We start from the raw sequence: 15,317 nt of genomic DNA, 5'->3' as shown, positions 1-15,317 counted from the left end.
CCAGACTCGGGCCATGGGCACCCGCACGACCGAAGAGCTCGAGGCCGCGCTGGAGGACTTCCGCTCGGCACCGTCGGACGACGGCACGCTCGAGCTCGTGCTCCGCCGTCCTGCCGAAGGCGAGCGCGAAGTGCTCGACGAGGCCAACCTCACCTTCGAAGACGGCGTCGAGGGCGACACCTGGAAGGTGCGCGGGAGCAAGCGGACCGAGGACGGGTCGTCCCACCCCGACATGCAGCTCAACGTGATGAACGCGCGGCTGGGTCGCTTCATCGCCGTCGACCCGGAGCGGATGGCGCTCGCCGGAGACCAGCTCTACGTCGACTTCGACATCAGCGAGAGCAACGCCCCGGCGGGCACTCAGCTGGCGATCGGGTCGGCCGTGATCGAGATCACGGACCAACCACACAACGGCTGTCCCAAGTTCCGCGAGCGCTTCGGCCAGGACGCGCTGCGGTTCGTGAACTCACCCGTCGGCAAGGAACTGCACCTGCGTGGCGTCAACGCCAAGGTCGTGGTCGAAGGCACCGTGCGCCCGGGAGATACCGTCACCAAGAGGTGACGACGTACGCACACGACTCGGGGGCATTCGCGACGCGTTCGCGTCGGATCCCGAACCTCGCCGCGCACATCGGCGGCGCCGCTCTGCTCTTCGTCGCCGCCGGGATCCTGCTGTCGGCGGTGGTCGAGGCAGGCGCCGGGGGCGACGAGACACTGTCGCTCCTGCTCGCTGCCGGGATCGTCGCCGCCGTGGGCGCCCTGCTGTGGCGGACGACGACGCTTCCCGACAAGACCAGCGCGGGCGGGACGTTCATCGCCGTGGGCGCCACGTGGATCGTGGCCGCGATCGGCGGCGCCGTCCCGTTCGTGCTCGCGGGGTCGTTCGAGACCATCGACGGCGCCCTGTTCGAGTCGGTCTCCGGGTTCACCGGCACCGGTTCGACCGTGCTCGACCCGATCGAGGACGCTCCCCGTGGCGTGCTGTTCTGGCGGAGCATGACCCAGTGGTACGGCGGCACGGGCATGGTCGTGCTCGCCGTGGCCATCCTCCCGTTCCTCGGCATCGGCGGCATGGACCTGCTCCGGGCCGAGGCGCCCGGGCCCAGCGCCGACCGCCTCGCCCCGCGGGTCTCCGAGACCGCCAAGCGGCTGTGGTTCGTCTACGGCGCCTTCACCATCATCTCGATGGCGATCCTGTTCGCCGTCGGGATGTCGCCCTTCGACGCCGTCACCCACGCCTTCACCGTCGTGTCGACCGGTGGCCTGTCGCCGTACAACAACTCCGTCGCAGCGTTCGACTCGGTGCTCATCGAGGTCGTGCTCATCGTCTTGATGCTCTATGGCGCGACCAACTTCACCCTGCACTACCGGTTCCTGACCGGCGACCGGGGGGCGTATCGCCACTCGACCATGTTCCGCTACTACCTCCAGGTGTTCGTGGCCTTCACGATCATGATCACCGTCCTGCACTGGCTGCAGGAGGAGGTGCCCTTCGCCACCGCGCTGCGAGACGGGGCGTTCAACGTGGCGACCCTCATCACGTCGACCGGCTTCGGCACCGTCGACTACGTGCAGTGGGGCGCAGCGTCGCAGTTGCTGCTGCTCGCGCTCATGATCTCGGGCGGCATGGCCGGGTCGACCGCAGGCGGTCTCAAACTGATCCGCGTGCGAGTGCTCTTCCGTTTCGCCCGCCGCGAGATCACCCGTGTGCGCCACCCGCGAGGAGCCCTCCCCCTGCGACTCGGCGGCGACGTGATCCCGGAGCGGACCGTGGACCGCGTCGTCGGCTACGCCCTGCTCTACATCTTCATCATCCTGGTGGGCACGGTTGCGCTCGCGGCCATGGGCAGCGGTCTCCCCGAATCGGTCGGCGGTGCCGCGTCGGTCATGGGCAACATGGGCCCCGGCCTCGGTGATGCGGGGCCGGCATCCAACTTCCTCGTGTTCAGTCGGCCCGCACGAGCCCTGCTGATGGTGATGATGCTGGCCGGGAGGCTCGAGATCTTCCCGATCCTCGTGATCTTCAGCCGGTTGTCGGGACGCAGCCGACGTGTCCGGTCGCAGGCCAGGACCGTGGCTCGTCATCAGTCGGATTCGTGGCGCACCCGCCTCCGTCGGACAGGATGACGCCATGGCCATCTATGCACTGGGCGACCTCGAACCGACGATCGCAAGCGATGCATACGTGCACCCCGACGCCGTCGTCATCGGCGACGTCCGCATCGGATCCGAGTCGTCGATCTGGCCCGGCGTGGTCATGCGGGGCGACTCGGGACCGATCTTCGTCGGTGAACGCACGTCGATCCAGGACGGCTCGGTCATCCACACGACCGAGTGGGCCAACACCCGCGTCGGCAACGGGTGCGTCGTCGGCCACATGGTCCACCTCGAGGGCTGCACCATCGAGGACGATGCGCTCGTCGGGTCGGGCAGCGTCGTGCTCCACAACGTGGTCGTGCGCTCCGGTGGTCTGGTCGGCGCCAACGCCGTCTGCCCCGAGGGGATGGAGGTGCCCGCCGGCGCCATGGCTCTCGGCATCCCCGCGAAGCTGCGCCTCGACTCGGTGGACCCGATGATGATCAAGGTCTCGGCCGACCACTACGTCGGCAACGGCAAGCGCTTCGCCCGAGACCTCCGCCGCCTCGACTGACCGCCACGGGGGCGACCCCGCCCCGGCAGAAACGAACGCGCCGATCGTTCCGTTCGGGCACGGGCGGTTCGAACGCGCCGATCGTTCCGTCCGGGCTCGGCGTCCGGGCACAGCGTTCGGGCAAGGCTGCCGCAGGTTCGCAACGTGCCGATCGGTACGTTCCATGTCGAAAACGACGCGGTACGTGCCGATCGGTACGTTCCGAACGTCCCGTGGAACGTCCGTGGCGCCGGCGGACGGGCGGGCGGCGCCGGGCGGGCGGCGGCCGACTAGTTGTCGCCGGCGGTGTTGATCTTGCTCATGGCGTTCTTGCACGCCTCGCAGACCGGGTAGTTCTCCGGGTCGCGGGTGGGCACCCACTTCTTCCCGCACAGCGCTTCGATCGCCTCACCGGTGATGTAGGCGCGGGTCACGTCTTCCTTGCGGCAGATGTGGGCGAAGCGGTCGTGGTCGCCGTCACCCATCGACGGATCGATCGTCGTGTCGGGCGTGATCGTCGGTGTGGGCGAGACCGACGGGTGATCGGAGGCGGTGACCGGCTGCATCACGTCCAAACTACCGGGGCGTGAAGCCGATCCCGAAGGAGCGGACGGCCCGGGCGAAGATGTTGGCCTCGACGTCGATCTCGTCGACCACGCGGAGGTCGGTCCAGTCACGGGTCAGCTTGCCGAAGAGGATCTCGAGCTCGTGGCGGGCGAAGTTGGCGCCGATGCAGAAGTGCGTCCCGTGACCGAAGGCCAGGTGGTGGTTGGGGCTGCGACGGATGTCGAAGGTGAACGGGTCGTCGAAGACCGACTCGTCACGGTTCGCCGACGGGTAGACCAGCGCCAGCCGGTCGCCGGCGGCGATGTCCTTGCCCCCGAGCGTCGTGTCGACCACGGCCTTGCGGAACATGTTGTTGAGCGGCGTCACCCAGCGGATGACCTCGTCGACGGCACCCGGGATCAGCGACGGGTCGTCGTGCATCGCCTCCCACTGGTCGGGGTGGTCGCAGAACGTGCGCAGCCCGTGGGCGATGGCGGTCCGGGTGGTCTCGGCGCCGCCGGCGACGAACAGGCCGACCTCGTGGAAGATCTGGTCGACCGGGAGCTCCTCGCCGTCGATCGCTGCGTGCGACCACTGCGAGATCAGACCCGGCTCGACCGGGCACCCCCGGCTCTCGGGCACGGCGGTCATGATCATCGTCATCAGCTGCGTGGTGACCTCGATCATCCCGGCCATGGCCTTCTCGTCGAACATCATCGAGTCGATCCGCATCAGTCGCTCGGACCAACCCTTGACCTCCCGCCACGACTCCTCCGGCAGACCGAGGAGGTTGCAGGTGAACCGAGCGGGCAACTGGCCGGCGATGGCGTCGACGACCTCGCACCCGCCGTCGGCGGTCACCGCGTCGACGAGACCGAAGATCATCTCCTCGAAGTCGGCGGTCTGTTCCCGTACGGCTCGCGGCGTGAACCCCCGGTTCACCAGGCGTCGCTGGGCCAGGTGCTGCGGATCGTCGCTGGCGATCATGTTCGACTCGACCGGCGCCTCGTTGACCCGGTACGACCCCTTGGACGAGAAGATCTCGTCGTGGCGCTCGACGTGCAGCAGGTCGGCGTGACGGGTCACCGCCCAGAAGCCGCTCGCCTCGTCGCGGTACACCGGGTCGTTGGCCCGGCACCACGTCCACGCCTCGTGCTGTCGATCGCGCCAGAAGGTCGGATCGAGCATGTCGATGGGCGGAGCGTCGGTGGTGGAGGTCTCGGTCGCGGTCACGCCGTCATCCTGCCCCGTGGATCAGACCAGTTGCTCCATCACCAACAGGACGGCCATCCCCGTCACGAGCGTCGCTGCGATGTTGCGCGTCTTCCACGACACCACCGCGGCGATCGCGCCGGCGAGCAGCTCGGGCTGCCAGAGATCCAGCGAACCCTCCGGTCGGACCAACTGCGGCAGGACCAAGGCGGCGAGCACGGCCGGCGGGATCTGGCGCAGCACCCGCTCGACCATCGGTGGCAGGTCGACGAGACGGTCGGCGAAGGCGAGGAAGCTCGCCCGGAGCAGGTAGGTCCCCGCACCGGCCAGGACGATGGTCAACCAGACGTCGCTCATGGATCGACCTCCGCGTCCGGCGAGCGGTCCTGGAGTCCCTCGGTGATCGTCCCGGCCACGATCCCGAGCACTCCCCCGATGACGATCGACACGCGGGCTGCGCCCAGCTCCGAAGCCGCCACCGCACTGACGCCACCGACCAGCGCGGCCATGACCGCCGGACGTCGTTGGAGCACGGGGACCAGGAGCACGAGGAAGACGAGCGGGATGGCGAACTCGAGCGGCACGTCGTCGGGGACGCTGCTGCCGACGAGGGCACCGACGGCCGTGGACACGATCCACGTCGTGCCGAGGGTGGCCCCGACCGAGAAGTAGAAGGGCAGCCGAGCGCGAGGGTCGTCCTTGCCCGTCCACCGCACGATCGCCAGTGCGTACGCCTGGTCGACGAGGAAGTACGACACCGCCAGCCGCCGACGGAGCGGCTCGTCGGCCAACCGCGGCGCGAGCGAAGCCGAGTACAGGAGCATGCGCAGGTTGATCGTGAGGGCGGTGACGACGGCGATGGCCACGGACCCGCCGTCGCTCAGCACGTCGACCACGGCCAACTGGCTCGCCCCGGCGAAGATGAAGAACGACAGACCGAGCGCCTCGCTCATGCCGAAGCCGGCGGCGGCGGGCGCGGCACCGGCGACGAGACCGAACGGGATGATCCCGATCAGCATCGGGGCCGCGGCCGTGAACCCGTCACGGATCGCGGCCCGCTGGATCGTCGAGGGGGCCACCGCTGCAGTCTGGCGTGCCCGACGGTGAACCCGACACGAGTTCACCGGAGGCTGACGAGGAACGGAGGGTCAGCGCTCGCTGGTGAGCTTCTGGCGCCGGCGCTTCCACCGACGCCGCAGCTCGGTCGACTCGATGCCGACCGACTCGGACACGATCGGGTCGAGTGACGACACGGTCGCACCGGTGACGAGGGAGGTGTAGTGGGCCCGACGTTCCTCGGACACGGCCTCGCGCCAGGCGAGACGCCACACGACGTAGATCGTGAAGACGGCGAGCACGACGGCGAGCATCTCGAAGAGAGCCTCGGGGCCGATCAGGCCGATGAGCACCGATGCCAGGATCGGGCCGGTGGCTGCACCGATGCCGTTGGCCGTCAGCAGTCGGGCCCCGGCGGCGATCATCTTCTCGGGATCGATGTAGTCGGCGAGGTGCGCCAGCGAGAGCCCGTACAGCGAGAATCCACCGGCACCCACCAGGGCGGCGGCCACCAGGGCTGCGGGGAAGTTGTCCATGGTCGTCGCGGCGGTGCCGATGACCGACCCGGCGACGATGAGGACACCGGCCACGCCCATGACGATGCGACGGTCGGTCCGGTCCGACCAGTTGCCCAACGGGATCTGGCCCACCACGGCACCACCGAGCACGGCGACGACGAACTGCGACGCACCGCTCACGCCGAACCCTGCCCGGGTGGCATAGACGGCGCCGAAGCCGAGGGCCGAGCCGGTCGTGAGACCGGCGAGGACCGCGCCGATCACGCCGAGCGGCGCTGCAGCGAACACCGACCCCCACGTGACGGCGGAGGACTGCTCCGGCACGGGGCCGCCGTGCGGTGCGAGGGCGATCGGCACCGCGGCCATCGAGAGCAGCACCGAGCCGATCACGAAGAGCAGGACGCCGGTGGTGTCCCCGACGTTGAGCAGGAACGTCCCGATTGCGAGACCGGCGGTGACGACCGTGTTGTAGACGGCGAGGAGCGTCGCCCGGGTCGCCGGCGTCGCGGCGTCGTTCAACCACGACTCGCTGACGACGAAGAGTCCGGCGACACAGATCCCCGTCACCAGACGGAGGGTGAGCCAGGGAACCGGCGAGACCCACACGCCGTGCACCACGACCGCCGCCGACGCCGTCGAGGTCAGTGCGGCGAAGACGCGGATGTGACCGACACTGCGGATGAGGCCCGGGGTCCACGACGATCCGAGCACGTAGCCGACGTAGTAGACGCCGAGGACGAGACCCGTGGTGGTCGCACTGAACCCCGCTCCCTCGGCGCGGACGCCGAGCAGCGAACCCTGGAGGCCGGAGCCGATCATCAGCAACAGCACCGAGAAGAGCAACGGCCATGCGGTCAGGACCACGCGGGCGAGGCCGGGTGGTGCTGCCGGATCGTGGGGGGCGAGATCGGACATCCGACTCGCACTGTGGCCCACGTTGCGCTCATCGGCAACCTCGGCAGCAGAACCACGGAAGCGGCGACCCGGGCGTGCATGATTGTCGTTCGCAATCCGACGACGAGAAGGACAGACCGATGACAGGAGCACATCAATGACGAGCACCACCCGCGGCGGTCGCCGCGATTCGAACCCCCTGAAGATCCTGCTGCTGAGCCTGCTCGCAGCCGCTCTCGTTCTCGCCGCATGCGGGGACGACGACAGCACCGCAAGCGACGAAGGCGACGACGAGACCCCATCCGGCGGCACGCTCGTCATCGGCGGCATCCCCGACCAGGACCCCGATCGTCTGCAGCGCCAGTTCGGCCTGGTGGCCGACCATCTGAGCGAGGCGCTCGGCATCGACGTGGTCTACGAACCGGTGGCCGACTACGACGCTTCGGTCAGCGCCTTCCGGATCGGCGATCTCGATCTCGTCTGGTTCGGTGGCCTGACAGGAGTCCAGGCTCGCCTCCAGACCGAGGGCGCGCACGCCATCGTCCAACGAGACATCGACGCCGAGTTCACGAGCGTCTTCGTGGCCAACACCGACTCCGGCATCGAGCCCTTCGACGACGTCGACGGCCTCTCGGCGATGGCGGGGCGCTCGTTCACCTTCGGCTCCGACTCGTCGACGTCCGGTCGGCTGATGCCCCAGTTCTTCCTCGACCAGGCAGGCGTGTCGCTCGACGACTTCGACGGCGAGGCCGGGTTCTCCGGATCGCACGACGCCACGATCGGGTTGGTCGAGGCCGGCACCTTCGACGTCGGCGCGGTCAACAGTCAGGTGTGGGACTCCCGCGTGGCCGAAGGCGACGTCGACACCTCGAAGATCGTCGAGGTCTTCCGGACGCCGCCGTACTTCGACTACCACTGGGTCGTCCGCTCCGACGTGACCGAGCGGTTCGGTGACGACATCGTCGACCGGATCACGGCATCCTTGCTGGCCCTCGACATCGACGACCCCGACGACGCGGCCATTCTCGAGCTGTTCGGCGCCGAGTCGTTCATCGAGACCGACGACGCCAACTACGCCGACATCGAAGCCGTTGGTCGGGAGATCGGCCGCATCGAGGGCTGAACCATGGCGACGTCGACGACGTTGGCGCGCCTCCGCAACGTGACCGTCCGCTTCGGCGAGACGGTCGCGTTGCGGGACGTCGACCTCTGCATCAGCGTGGGCGAACGTGTGGGACTCCTCGGTCCGAGCGGCGCGGGGAAGTCGACACTGCTCGGTGTGCTCGGCGCTCGAGTCGTGCCTGACAAAGGCGAGGCCGAGATCCTGGGCACGGCCAGCCATGATCTCCGTGGCCGGTCGGCCCGCGCAGTACGTGGGCGGATCGGGACCGTGCACCAGGACCTCGCGCTCACCGACCGGCTTCGCGTGATCCACAACGTCAACGCGGGACGACTGGCCGAGTGGTCGACCCTCCGCGCACTCCGGTCTCTGCTGATCCCGGTGGAACGGGCCCGCGTCGAAGCCGTGCTCGAAGCCGTCGACATCGCCGACAAGATCGACGAGCCCACCTCCGACCTCTCCGGTGGCCAGCGCCAGCGGGTGGCGATCGCTCGGCTCCTCATCCAGGACCCTGACCTGGTGCTGGCCGACGAACCCGCCGCCAGTCTCGACCCCGAACTCGGGCGGCTGATGATGCAGCTGCTCCGCGACGTGGCCGCGACCGACGCTCGTGCCCTCGTCGTGAGCCTGCACGACCCCGGCCTGGCGATGTCGACATGCAACCGTCTGGTCGGATTGCGTGAAGGGCGGGTGGTGTTCGACCGGCCCATCGACGATGTCTCGGCCACGGACATCGAAGCCGTGTACCACCGGTGAACGCCACCGTCGGCCAGGTGGTCGACGAGCGAGCCCGGGCGAGTCGCCGACGGCGGCTCGTCTGGGCGGTGGTCTGCGCCCTGGTGGTCGGGTCGGCGATCCGGGCCGGCGACCCGACGGGGTCGTTCAACGCCGGCGGCCTCGACCGGTTCGGCGACTTCTTCGAGGCGGCGCTCTCCCCCGAGCTGTCGAGCGACTTCCTCGGCCTCACGTGGGACGAGTCGTTGGTGACGCTCGCGTACGCGCTGTTGGGCACGGCGCTCGCCGTCGCGATCGGCCTCGTCGGCGGCGTCTTGCTGAGCCGGCGATGGTGGGAGCCCCCGACCGGCGGGAGCGTCGGGGCGGGCTGGCGTGTCGCCCGGGCCATCGGCGTCGTCCCGCGGTCGGTGCACGAGGTCGTCTGGGGCCTGCTCCTGCTGAACATCCTCGGCCTCGATCCGATCGTCGCCGTGTTGGCCATCGGCATCCCGTTCGGGGCCATCACCGCGACCGTGTTCGCCGACGTCATCGACGAGCGCGACGCCCACGCCTACCGGGCGCTTCGCTCGGGCGGTGCCGGGCGACTCACCGCCATCGTCTACTCGTTGGGTCCCGACGCTCGCGCCGATCTCACGTCGTACGCGTTCTACCGGTTCGAGTGCTCGATCCGATCGGCGGCCATCCTCGGGATCGTCGGCGCTGGTGGGCTCGGTTTTCAGCTCCAACTGTCGTTCACGTCGCTCCACTACGACGAGGTCTGGACGCTGCTCTATGCCCTGATCCTGTTGTCGGGTCTCGCCGACGCGTGGTCCGGGTGGGTGCGGCGGCGGACAGCCAGCGCGGTCGCACCCGACGGCGTGCGCACGGCGCCCCCGGGTCGCCGCAGTGCCAGCGTTCCCACCGCCGGCGTGCTCGCGGTCGCCGTCCCACTGGCGTGGTGGAGGGTCGGCCTGGACCCGTCGACTCTCTGGAGCGAACGGAGCCGCGGCGAGGCCGAACACATCGTCGGGGCCATGTGGCCCCCGGCGCTGCGCGATGGCTGGGGGACGCTCTTGGCCCAGTGTGTGGACACCATCTTGCTGGCGGTGCTGGCGATGGTCCTCGCCTTCGTGGTCGGCGCCGGCATGGCGTTCGTGGCCAGCGGCGCCGTTGGACCTCGCGGGATCGTGGGGGCCGTGGTCCGTCCGCTCACCCGGCTCGCGCTCCTGGTGACGCGTGCGATCCCGGCGCCGGTGGGAGCGATCGTGGCCCTCTTCGTGATGGGGCCGGGACCGTGGACCGGTGCCGTGGCGCTCGGCATCTACAACGTCGGCGTACTCGGCCGGCTCTTCGCCGAGGTGGTCGAGAACGCCGACGACGCGGTCCCCGCAGCGCTGGTCGCTCAGGGAGCGACGCGTGCCCAGGCGGTCGGCTACGCCACTGTCCCCGACGTGTGGGGACGACTCGTGGCGCTGGGCCTCTATCGCTGGGAGGTGGCCATCCGCGAGACCGTCGTCGTCGGGGTGGTCGGCGCCGGCGGGCTCGGCCGCGCCCTCGACGACGAACTGTCCGCGTTCGCGTGGAGCAAGGTGTCGGGGATCGCACTGTCGTTGATCGCCGTGACGTTCGTGGTCGACCTGCTGAGCGGCTGGATCCGTCGGAACCGTTGACCGCGTGCACAATGTCGGGCATGGGGAACGAGCAGACAGCAATCGTCACCGGCGCGAACTCGGGCATCGGGCTCGAGACCGCGCGGGGGCTGGCTCGGGCCGGATTCCGCACGCTGCTGCTCTGCCGCAACGCCGAGCGAGCCGCCGCCGCCAAGGCCGACATCGACGGGTCGGTGCGCGACGGCCACACGGAGATCGTCCTCGCCGACCTCGGAAGCCAGGCGTCGCTGCGCGAGGCGGTCGCCGATCTCGAGACCCGCATCGACCACCTCGACCTCCTCGTGAACAACGCCGGCATCTCCGTCCGTTCGCGGACCGAGACGGCCGAGGGGATCGACACGATGCTCGCCGTCAACCACCTCGGACCGTTCCTGTTGACCCACCTCCTGTTGCCGAAGCTCGAGGCTGCGCCCTCGGCACGCATCGTCAACGTCGCCAGTGACGCTCACAAGTTCGGACGCCTCGACCTCGACGACCTCCAGGCGACTCGCGGCTACGGGCTCCTCGGCATGGCCCGCTACGGCGAGACCAAGCTCATGAACATCCTCTTCACGCGCGAACTCGCCCGGCGGCTCGCCGGAACCGAGATCACCGCCAACTGCCTCCACCCCGGCGCCGTCCGCACCAACCTCGGCGACCCGCCGGCGATCGTGCGAGCCGTGGTCGGGCTGTTCTTCCTCTCACCGGAGAAGGGCGCACGGACGACGCTCGCGGCCGCCCTCCGACCCGAGTTCGCCGACGTGTCGGGGAGCTACTTCGTCAAGGAGAAGCCCGCCGACGGGCATCTGGCGAAGCGGGCCACCGACGACGAGGCCGCGGCCGAACTGTGGCGACGCTCGGCCGAGCTGACCGGCCTCGGCTGACACGAAGTCGGCTGGAGGATCAGGCCGCCGCGGCTGCCGCGGTGCGGAGCGTCCACCGACGCTTCGGCACCAGCACGAGCACGGCCACCGACGACATCACGATGCCGTAGAGCACGAGCGGGGCCTCGCGGGTGAGGACTCCGTAGCTGCCCCACACCACCCCGTCGAGACCGCAGACGACGTAGGTGCCGGTCGACAACGCGGTCAGGTCGATGCTGCGCCAGGCGAGCACGACCTGGGGCACGAACTGGGCCCCGACCGTGAGCGCCAGCGCCGTGCCGAGGACCGTCCAACCGAACAGCGTGGCAGTGGCGACCATGGCGACGGCCGAGCCGAGCGCCGTGACGGTGCCCCGGCGGTTGCCGCCCCGGACCAACAGCGCGGCGATCGCGGCATAGCCGACCACGTAGGCGAACGACAGCACGGCGACCGGGACCAGTCCACGTGCGACGCCGAAAGCCATCCATCCGGCGTTGATCGCGAGGCCGAGCCAGGTGGTCGGCCCGGACACCCCGACGACCGACTTGGTCCGCACCAGCCGGATGATCTGGGGGACGGGCTGCGACAACGCGAGGCACGCGGCCAGCACGGTCAGCAGTACCTCGGTCATCTCCCGAGTCTCGCAGCCATCGCCTGCAACAGCGGGATCGATCCGACCTTCTCCGACGTCAGTTCGGCCCACACGATCGAGCCGCCGGACGAGCGGCGGGGACACTCGATGACCCTGTCGGGGGTGACCACGAAGTCGAGGCCGAAGTCGTGGACACCCATGGGGATCTCGCCGGGTGGACGGACCTGGAGTTCGTGCACCGTGGTGACCACGACCGTGTCGGGACCGATCAGTCCTGCTTCGGCGGCGAGCGCGTACTCGAGGTCGGAGAACCCGCCACCCTTGCCCAGTCGGGCGCCGGTCTCGTCGACCGCGACGCAACCGGTGACCACGAGGTCGACGGTCTCGAGATCCTCGATCCGGACCGTGCGGGCGCTGGCCGACGCCCCCTTGATCGAGCTCGACTTCCGGGGCGTGTCGGCCAGGTCGTCCGGGTCGAGGAGGAAGAAGGGGTCGTCCTCCGCCAGCCGCGGCACGGCCATGTAGACGACCTTGCCGTCCTCCAGGGCCCGCTGACGGACCGGCCACTGGGGCGAGTCCGGGTTGGACTTGACCGTCGCCGCCGCCACCCATGCCGGCAGCGAGCGGAGGCGTTCGGCCGCCGCCTCGGCACCGACGAAGTTCGGGATGCGACCGTCCGGACGGGGAAAGCGCGCCACGCCCTCCACACCCATGCGCGACCACGTGTCCTCGCGCAGCGCGGCCTTGACGGCGAGCAGGTCGACGTCGCCGCCGGCGTCGTGGTCGTGACGGCGGGCCATGAGCTCAGAGCAGGGTGACGGGGGCGGCGATGGCCACCACGGCCAAGGTCAGACACGAGACCCGCTGGGCGGTGGGCGCCGTGGCATGCAGCCGGCGGAAGAACGAACGGAGCTGCTCGGGGCTGGTGATCGAGCGGGCGGGCACCAGCGACAGGCCGCGGACCAGTCCGAAGAGCCCCATGATCGCCACCGCGCCCAGTGGGTGGCCCACGAGCACGGCAGCGCCGATCGCCGCGTACACGCCGGCGCTGGTGATGTAGGTCAGGACGCCTGCGCCCAACTGGAAGCCAAATCCCACGCCGTAGACCCACCCGCGGTAGCGGTCGAGCCAGGCCTCGTCGACCTGGCGGTGCAGGCACGGCAGGGAGATGCCCCGGCCTTCGACGACGGCGGCCGCAGCGACGAGCACCGAGACCAGCACGACGGCTGCGTTCGACGACACGAGCGCGCCGACGGCGAGCCCCACCAGTGCGGCGACGGCCCCGGTCGTGATCCCGCCCAGCACACAACCGACCACGAACAGCGTGGCGGTGACGGCGAATCGGTTGTCCTTGGCCCGCTCACCGAGCGGGTGGATGCTGGAGAGCATCGACTCGCCTCACGGCGACCACGTCGACCGGATGGCACCGACGACGGCCGAGACGAGGCCGGCGACGAGGACGGGCAGGATCACCGCGCCGAGCGTACCGATCGTCGGGTGGGTCTCCCGGAGCGATCAGACCAGGTCGCGTGCCGCTTCCGTCGCCGCGATCCAGTCCGGGTGCTGCTCGATCTCGTCGCTGGCCGCGACCCGCGCCGTCTGCGGTGAGCGGAGACGGGCGGCGATCAGGTCGGCGAGTTCGACGTCGTCCCAGTCGATGAACGCGCTGTCGGCCCGGCTGAGCTGTACCTGGGTCTCGATCGGCGGCTCGGGCTCGGGGGCCACGGACTGGGGCGGCTCCTGGCACAGGTCCATGCTGTTGACGCCCGACCAGGTGTCGAAGATGAACGGCGTGCACGCGGCCATGCCCGGGGCCAGCATCTCGATGTAGTGCGCCGTGTCCCAGCCCTCGCCGTCGGGGTCGATGGGCTCGACGTAGATGGCGACGTGGTCACCCTCGTCGGAGCGCTCGAAGCCCAGCGTGAGGTCGTAGAGACCGATGCGCGTGACCTTCTGCCCGAGGGGTTCGAAGAACGGGTCGAACAGCTCCTTCAGCGCATCCTCGTCGTCGACCGGGAGCGCCGACGGTGCCGTCGTCGTCGTGGTCGTCGGGACCGCGGCCGCCTTGTCGTCGTCATCGTCACCTGCGCACGCGGACACGAACGCTGCGCCGGCGACCGCGCCGGTGCCGATGGTGAGGAACTGCCGTCGGGTCCAGGTCATCGCCGAACGGTAACCAACCGGGTTGCTGCGAGCACGACACCGGATCGCTATCTTCGGGGGCGATCGTCCGACGGCGGACGACGATTCCCACGGAGGAAAGCATGAAGAAGCTCTTCGGCGCGTTGTTCGCGACCGCGCTCGTGTTCGGCGGAACGGCTGCCGCCGGCGCCGCCATCGGTGGCGACATCTCGGAGCCGATCCCGCTCCCGGCCCTCACCCTCACCCCCACCACGGGTCCCCCCGGAACCGCGATCACCGTGTCCGGCTCGGAGTGCGTGCAGCGCGACGGTGGAGACATGAGCGTCGAGATCACCGCTGCGGACACGGTCGAGATGATGGTCACGGCCATTCCGGACGAGACCGGCGACTGGTCGGCCGAGCTGACCGTGCCCGACACCGCAGAAGCCGACGACGAGATCACCGTCGACGCCAGGTGCATCGAGGACTTCGGCGGCGTGGCCTCCTCCAGCGTCCAGGGCTTCCGTGCGCCCGCCGGCAAGTCGATCGGGTTCGACTACGCCCAAGCCGTCTTCACGGTGACCGCGGCCCCGACCACGACGACCGAGGCCGACACGCCGACGACCACTTCGCCCGACGGTGAGGTCGACGACGCGAACGCTGCGCAGCCCGTCGTCGCATCGCCGACGTTCACCGGCTGACCGAACAGTCGATCACGAACGACATCGGTGGGGGCGGTTCGGCCGCCCCCACCGTCGCGTCCGGGGTCAGGTCGACGAGCGTCGAAGCGCAGCGCGCTCGCTGGAGGTCTCGCTGTACCGATCGATCGAGTCGGCCGTGACCTCGAACATGCCGGTCTCGGCCGGGGTGAGCTCGAGGTCGCCGCGTCGGACCAGCAGATGGATCTTGCTCGATGTCATGCCGAGCCGCTCGGCGGCCTTCGAGACCGGCAACGTGTGCATTGCGATTCCTCCAGGAACGCAGCGATCACCCGAACATCGCCGCCTACATCGGCCTCGTACTCCGGCGCCGCCATCGCACCAGGCCTGAACGGATGTCCGTCGCCGCCACGACCCCGTGCCGACGACGACTCGATCGTAGCCGGATCGTTCGTGATGCGTTGGGAGCCTCTCCCGACCCTCCGCTACGCTTTCGCACTCCAGCGCCCGTAGCTCAATTGGATAGAGCATCTGACTACGGATCAGAAGGTTGGGGATTCGAGTTCCTCCGGGCGCACCAGAACTGCAGGTCATCGGGTACCGGACCGACAGTGCACCTCGCCGAGAGGTCGCTGGACTGCGGCGGCTCCGGCGGTGAGTGCGCTGAACCGTTGGAGGTGCGCTGACGTCACGGGACCCAGGCTCGGCGCCTGGACGGCCTCGCACGCCACGTCGACCTGCTCG

Annotated in this window: 18 protein-coding genes and 1 tRNA gene; 9 read left to right on the top strand and 10 right to left on the bottom strand. The window is 69.6% G+C overall.

Annotated elements, in window-relative coordinates:
* Window positions 1–13 precede the first annotated feature (13 nt).
* From AB8619_RS20145 to AB8619_RS20135, 3 genes are read left to right on the top strand one after another with little or no spacing between them, the layout of a single operon-like run.
* Window positions 14–562 (top strand): MOSC domain-containing protein, encoded by a 549-nt coding sequence (locus AB8619_RS20145; protein ID WP_436794414.1) that lies wholly within the window; start codon window positions 14–16, stop codon window positions 560–562.
* Window positions 559–2,127 carry a TrkH family potassium uptake protein gene (locus AB8619_RS20140; protein WP_436794413.1) on the top strand — a complete coding sequence of 523 codons (1,569 nt, stop codon included), beginning with the start codon at window positions 559–561 and terminating at the stop codon, window positions 2,125–2,127. Before AB8619_RS20145 ends, AB8619_RS20140 begins: the two co-directional genes overlap by 4 nt.
* A 4-nt stretch (window positions 2,128–2,131) precedes the next feature.
* On the top strand, window positions 2,132–2,650 hold the full coding sequence (locus tag AB8619_RS20135) for a gamma carbonic anhydrase family protein (RefSeq protein WP_436794412.1): 519 nt from the start codon (window positions 2,132–2,134) through the stop codon (window positions 2,648–2,650).
* Window positions 2,651–2,919: 269 nt separating this feature from the next.
* Here the strand turns inward: AB8619_RS20135 and AB8619_RS20130 are convergent, their stop codons facing one another.
* The 5 genes from AB8619_RS20130 to AB8619_RS20110 all read right to left on the bottom strand — a co-directional run bounded on the left by AB8619_RS20130 (window position 2,920) and on the right by AB8619_RS20110 (window position 6,876).
* Complete coding sequence (locus AB8619_RS20130) at window positions 2,920–3,195, bottom strand: DUF3039 domain-containing protein (protein WP_436794411.1); 276 nt, start codon at window positions 3,193–3,195, stop codon at window positions 2,920–2,922.
* Window positions 3,196–3,205: 10 nt separating this feature from the next.
* Window positions 3,206–4,408 carry a cytochrome P450 gene (locus AB8619_RS20125; protein ID WP_436794410.1) on the bottom strand — a complete coding sequence of 401 codons (1,203 nt, stop codon included), beginning with the start codon at window positions 4,406–4,408 and terminating at the stop codon, window positions 3,206–3,208.
* A 21-nt stretch (window positions 4,409–4,429) separates the two neighbouring features.
* Window positions 4,430–4,744, bottom strand: a complete 315-nt coding sequence (locus tag AB8619_RS20120; RefSeq protein ID WP_436794409.1) for an AzlD domain-containing protein — start codon at window positions 4,742–4,744, stop codon at window positions 4,430–4,432.
* Window positions 4,741–5,466, bottom strand: a complete 726-nt coding sequence (locus AB8619_RS20115) for an AzlC family ABC transporter permease (protein ID WP_436794408.1) — start codon at window positions 5,464–5,466, stop codon at window positions 4,741–4,743. Before AB8619_RS20115 ends, AB8619_RS20120 begins: the two co-directional genes overlap by 4 nt.
* 69 nt (window positions 5,467–5,535) lie before the next feature.
* Window positions 5,536–6,876 carry an MFS transporter gene (locus AB8619_RS20110; protein WP_436794407.1) on the bottom strand — a complete coding sequence of 447 codons (1,341 nt, stop codon included), beginning with the start codon at window positions 6,874–6,876 and terminating at the stop codon, window positions 5,536–5,538.
* 136 nt (window positions 6,877–7,012) lie between these two features.
* On the opposite strand from AB8619_RS20110, the gene AB8619_RS20105 reads away from it, so the two are divergent.
* From AB8619_RS20105 to AB8619_RS20090, 4 genes are read left to right on the top strand one after another with little or no spacing between them, the layout of a single operon-like run.
* Window positions 7,013–7,978 carry a putative selenate ABC transporter substrate-binding protein gene (locus tag AB8619_RS20105; RefSeq protein ID WP_436794406.1) on the top strand — a complete coding sequence of 322 codons (966 nt, stop codon included), beginning with the start codon at window positions 7,013–7,015 and terminating at the stop codon, window positions 7,976–7,978.
* Between the two features lie 3 nt (window positions 7,979–7,981).
* Window positions 7,982–8,731 (top strand): phosphonate ABC transporter ATP-binding protein, encoded by a 750-nt coding sequence (locus AB8619_RS20100; protein WP_436794405.1) that lies wholly within the window; start codon window positions 7,982–7,984, stop codon window positions 8,729–8,731.
* Window positions 8,728–10,359 carry a PhnE/PtxC family ABC transporter permease gene (locus AB8619_RS20095; protein WP_436794404.1) on the top strand — a complete coding sequence of 544 codons (1,632 nt, stop codon included), beginning with the start codon at window positions 8,728–8,730 and terminating at the stop codon, window positions 10,357–10,359. The genes AB8619_RS20100 and AB8619_RS20095 overlap by 4 nt, the downstream gene beginning before the upstream one ends.
* A gap of 20 nt (window positions 10,360–10,379) precedes the next feature.
* Window positions 10,380–11,222, top strand: coding sequence for an SDR family NAD(P)-dependent oxidoreductase (locus AB8619_RS20090; RefSeq protein WP_436794403.1), 843 nt, complete (start codon window positions 10,380–10,382; stop codon window positions 11,220–11,222).
* 19 nt (window positions 11,223–11,241) lie between these two features.
* Here AB8619_RS20090 and AB8619_RS20085 read toward each other — a convergent pair whose 3' ends face one another.
* From AB8619_RS20085 to AB8619_RS20070, 4 genes are all read right to left on the bottom strand, one after another.
* On the bottom strand, window positions 11,242–11,832 hold the full coding sequence (locus tag AB8619_RS20085; protein WP_436794402.1) for a PQ-loop domain-containing transporter: 591 nt from the start codon (window positions 11,830–11,832) through the stop codon (window positions 11,242–11,244).
* Window positions 11,829–12,593, bottom strand: coding sequence for a 5-formyltetrahydrofolate cyclo-ligase (locus tag AB8619_RS20080; RefSeq protein WP_436794401.1), 765 nt, complete (start codon window positions 12,591–12,593; stop codon window positions 11,829–11,831). The genes AB8619_RS20085 and AB8619_RS20080 overlap by 4 nt, the downstream gene beginning before the upstream one ends.
* Before the next feature lie 4 nt (window positions 12,594–12,597).
* Complete coding sequence (locus AB8619_RS20075) at window positions 12,598–13,182, bottom strand: hypothetical protein (protein WP_436794400.1); 585 nt, start codon at window positions 13,180–13,182, stop codon at window positions 12,598–12,600.
* A 126-nt stretch (window positions 13,183–13,308) separates the two neighbouring features.
* Entirely contained in the window at window positions 13,309–13,956 is a 648-nt protein-coding gene (locus tag AB8619_RS20070; protein WP_436794399.1) for a hypothetical protein, read from the bottom strand.
* A 101-nt stretch (window positions 13,957–14,057) separates the two neighbouring features.
* On the opposite strand from AB8619_RS20070, the gene AB8619_RS20065 reads away from it, so the two are divergent.
* Complete coding sequence (locus AB8619_RS20065) at window positions 14,058–14,615, top strand: hypothetical protein (protein ID WP_436794398.1); 558 nt, start codon at window positions 14,058–14,060, stop codon at window positions 14,613–14,615.
* A gap of 66 nt (window positions 14,616–14,681) precedes the next feature.
* Here the strand turns inward: AB8619_RS20065 and AB8619_RS20060 are convergent, their stop codons facing one another.
* Window positions 14,682–14,876: a hypothetical protein gene (locus AB8619_RS20060; protein ID WP_436794397.1), complete on the bottom strand. Its 195-nt coding sequence runs from the start codon at window positions 14,874–14,876 to the stop codon at window positions 14,682–14,684.
* A 200-nt stretch (window positions 14,877–15,076) separates the two neighbouring features.
* Between AB8619_RS20060 and AB8619_RS20055 the strand changes: the two genes are divergently transcribed.
* Window positions 15,077–15,153 (top strand) — tRNA-Arg (locus AB8619_RS20055).
* Window positions 15,154–15,317 lie beyond the last annotated feature (164 nt).

It is taken from the genome of Actinospongiicola halichondriae (assembly GCF_049103745.1).
In the GTDB taxonomy this organism is placed as follows: Bacteria; Actinomycetota; Acidimicrobiia; order Acidimicrobiales; family Salinilacustritrichaceae; genus Salinilacustrithrix; species Salinilacustrithrix halichondriae.
This window is presented reverse-complemented; position numbering and strand designations above follow the sequence as displayed.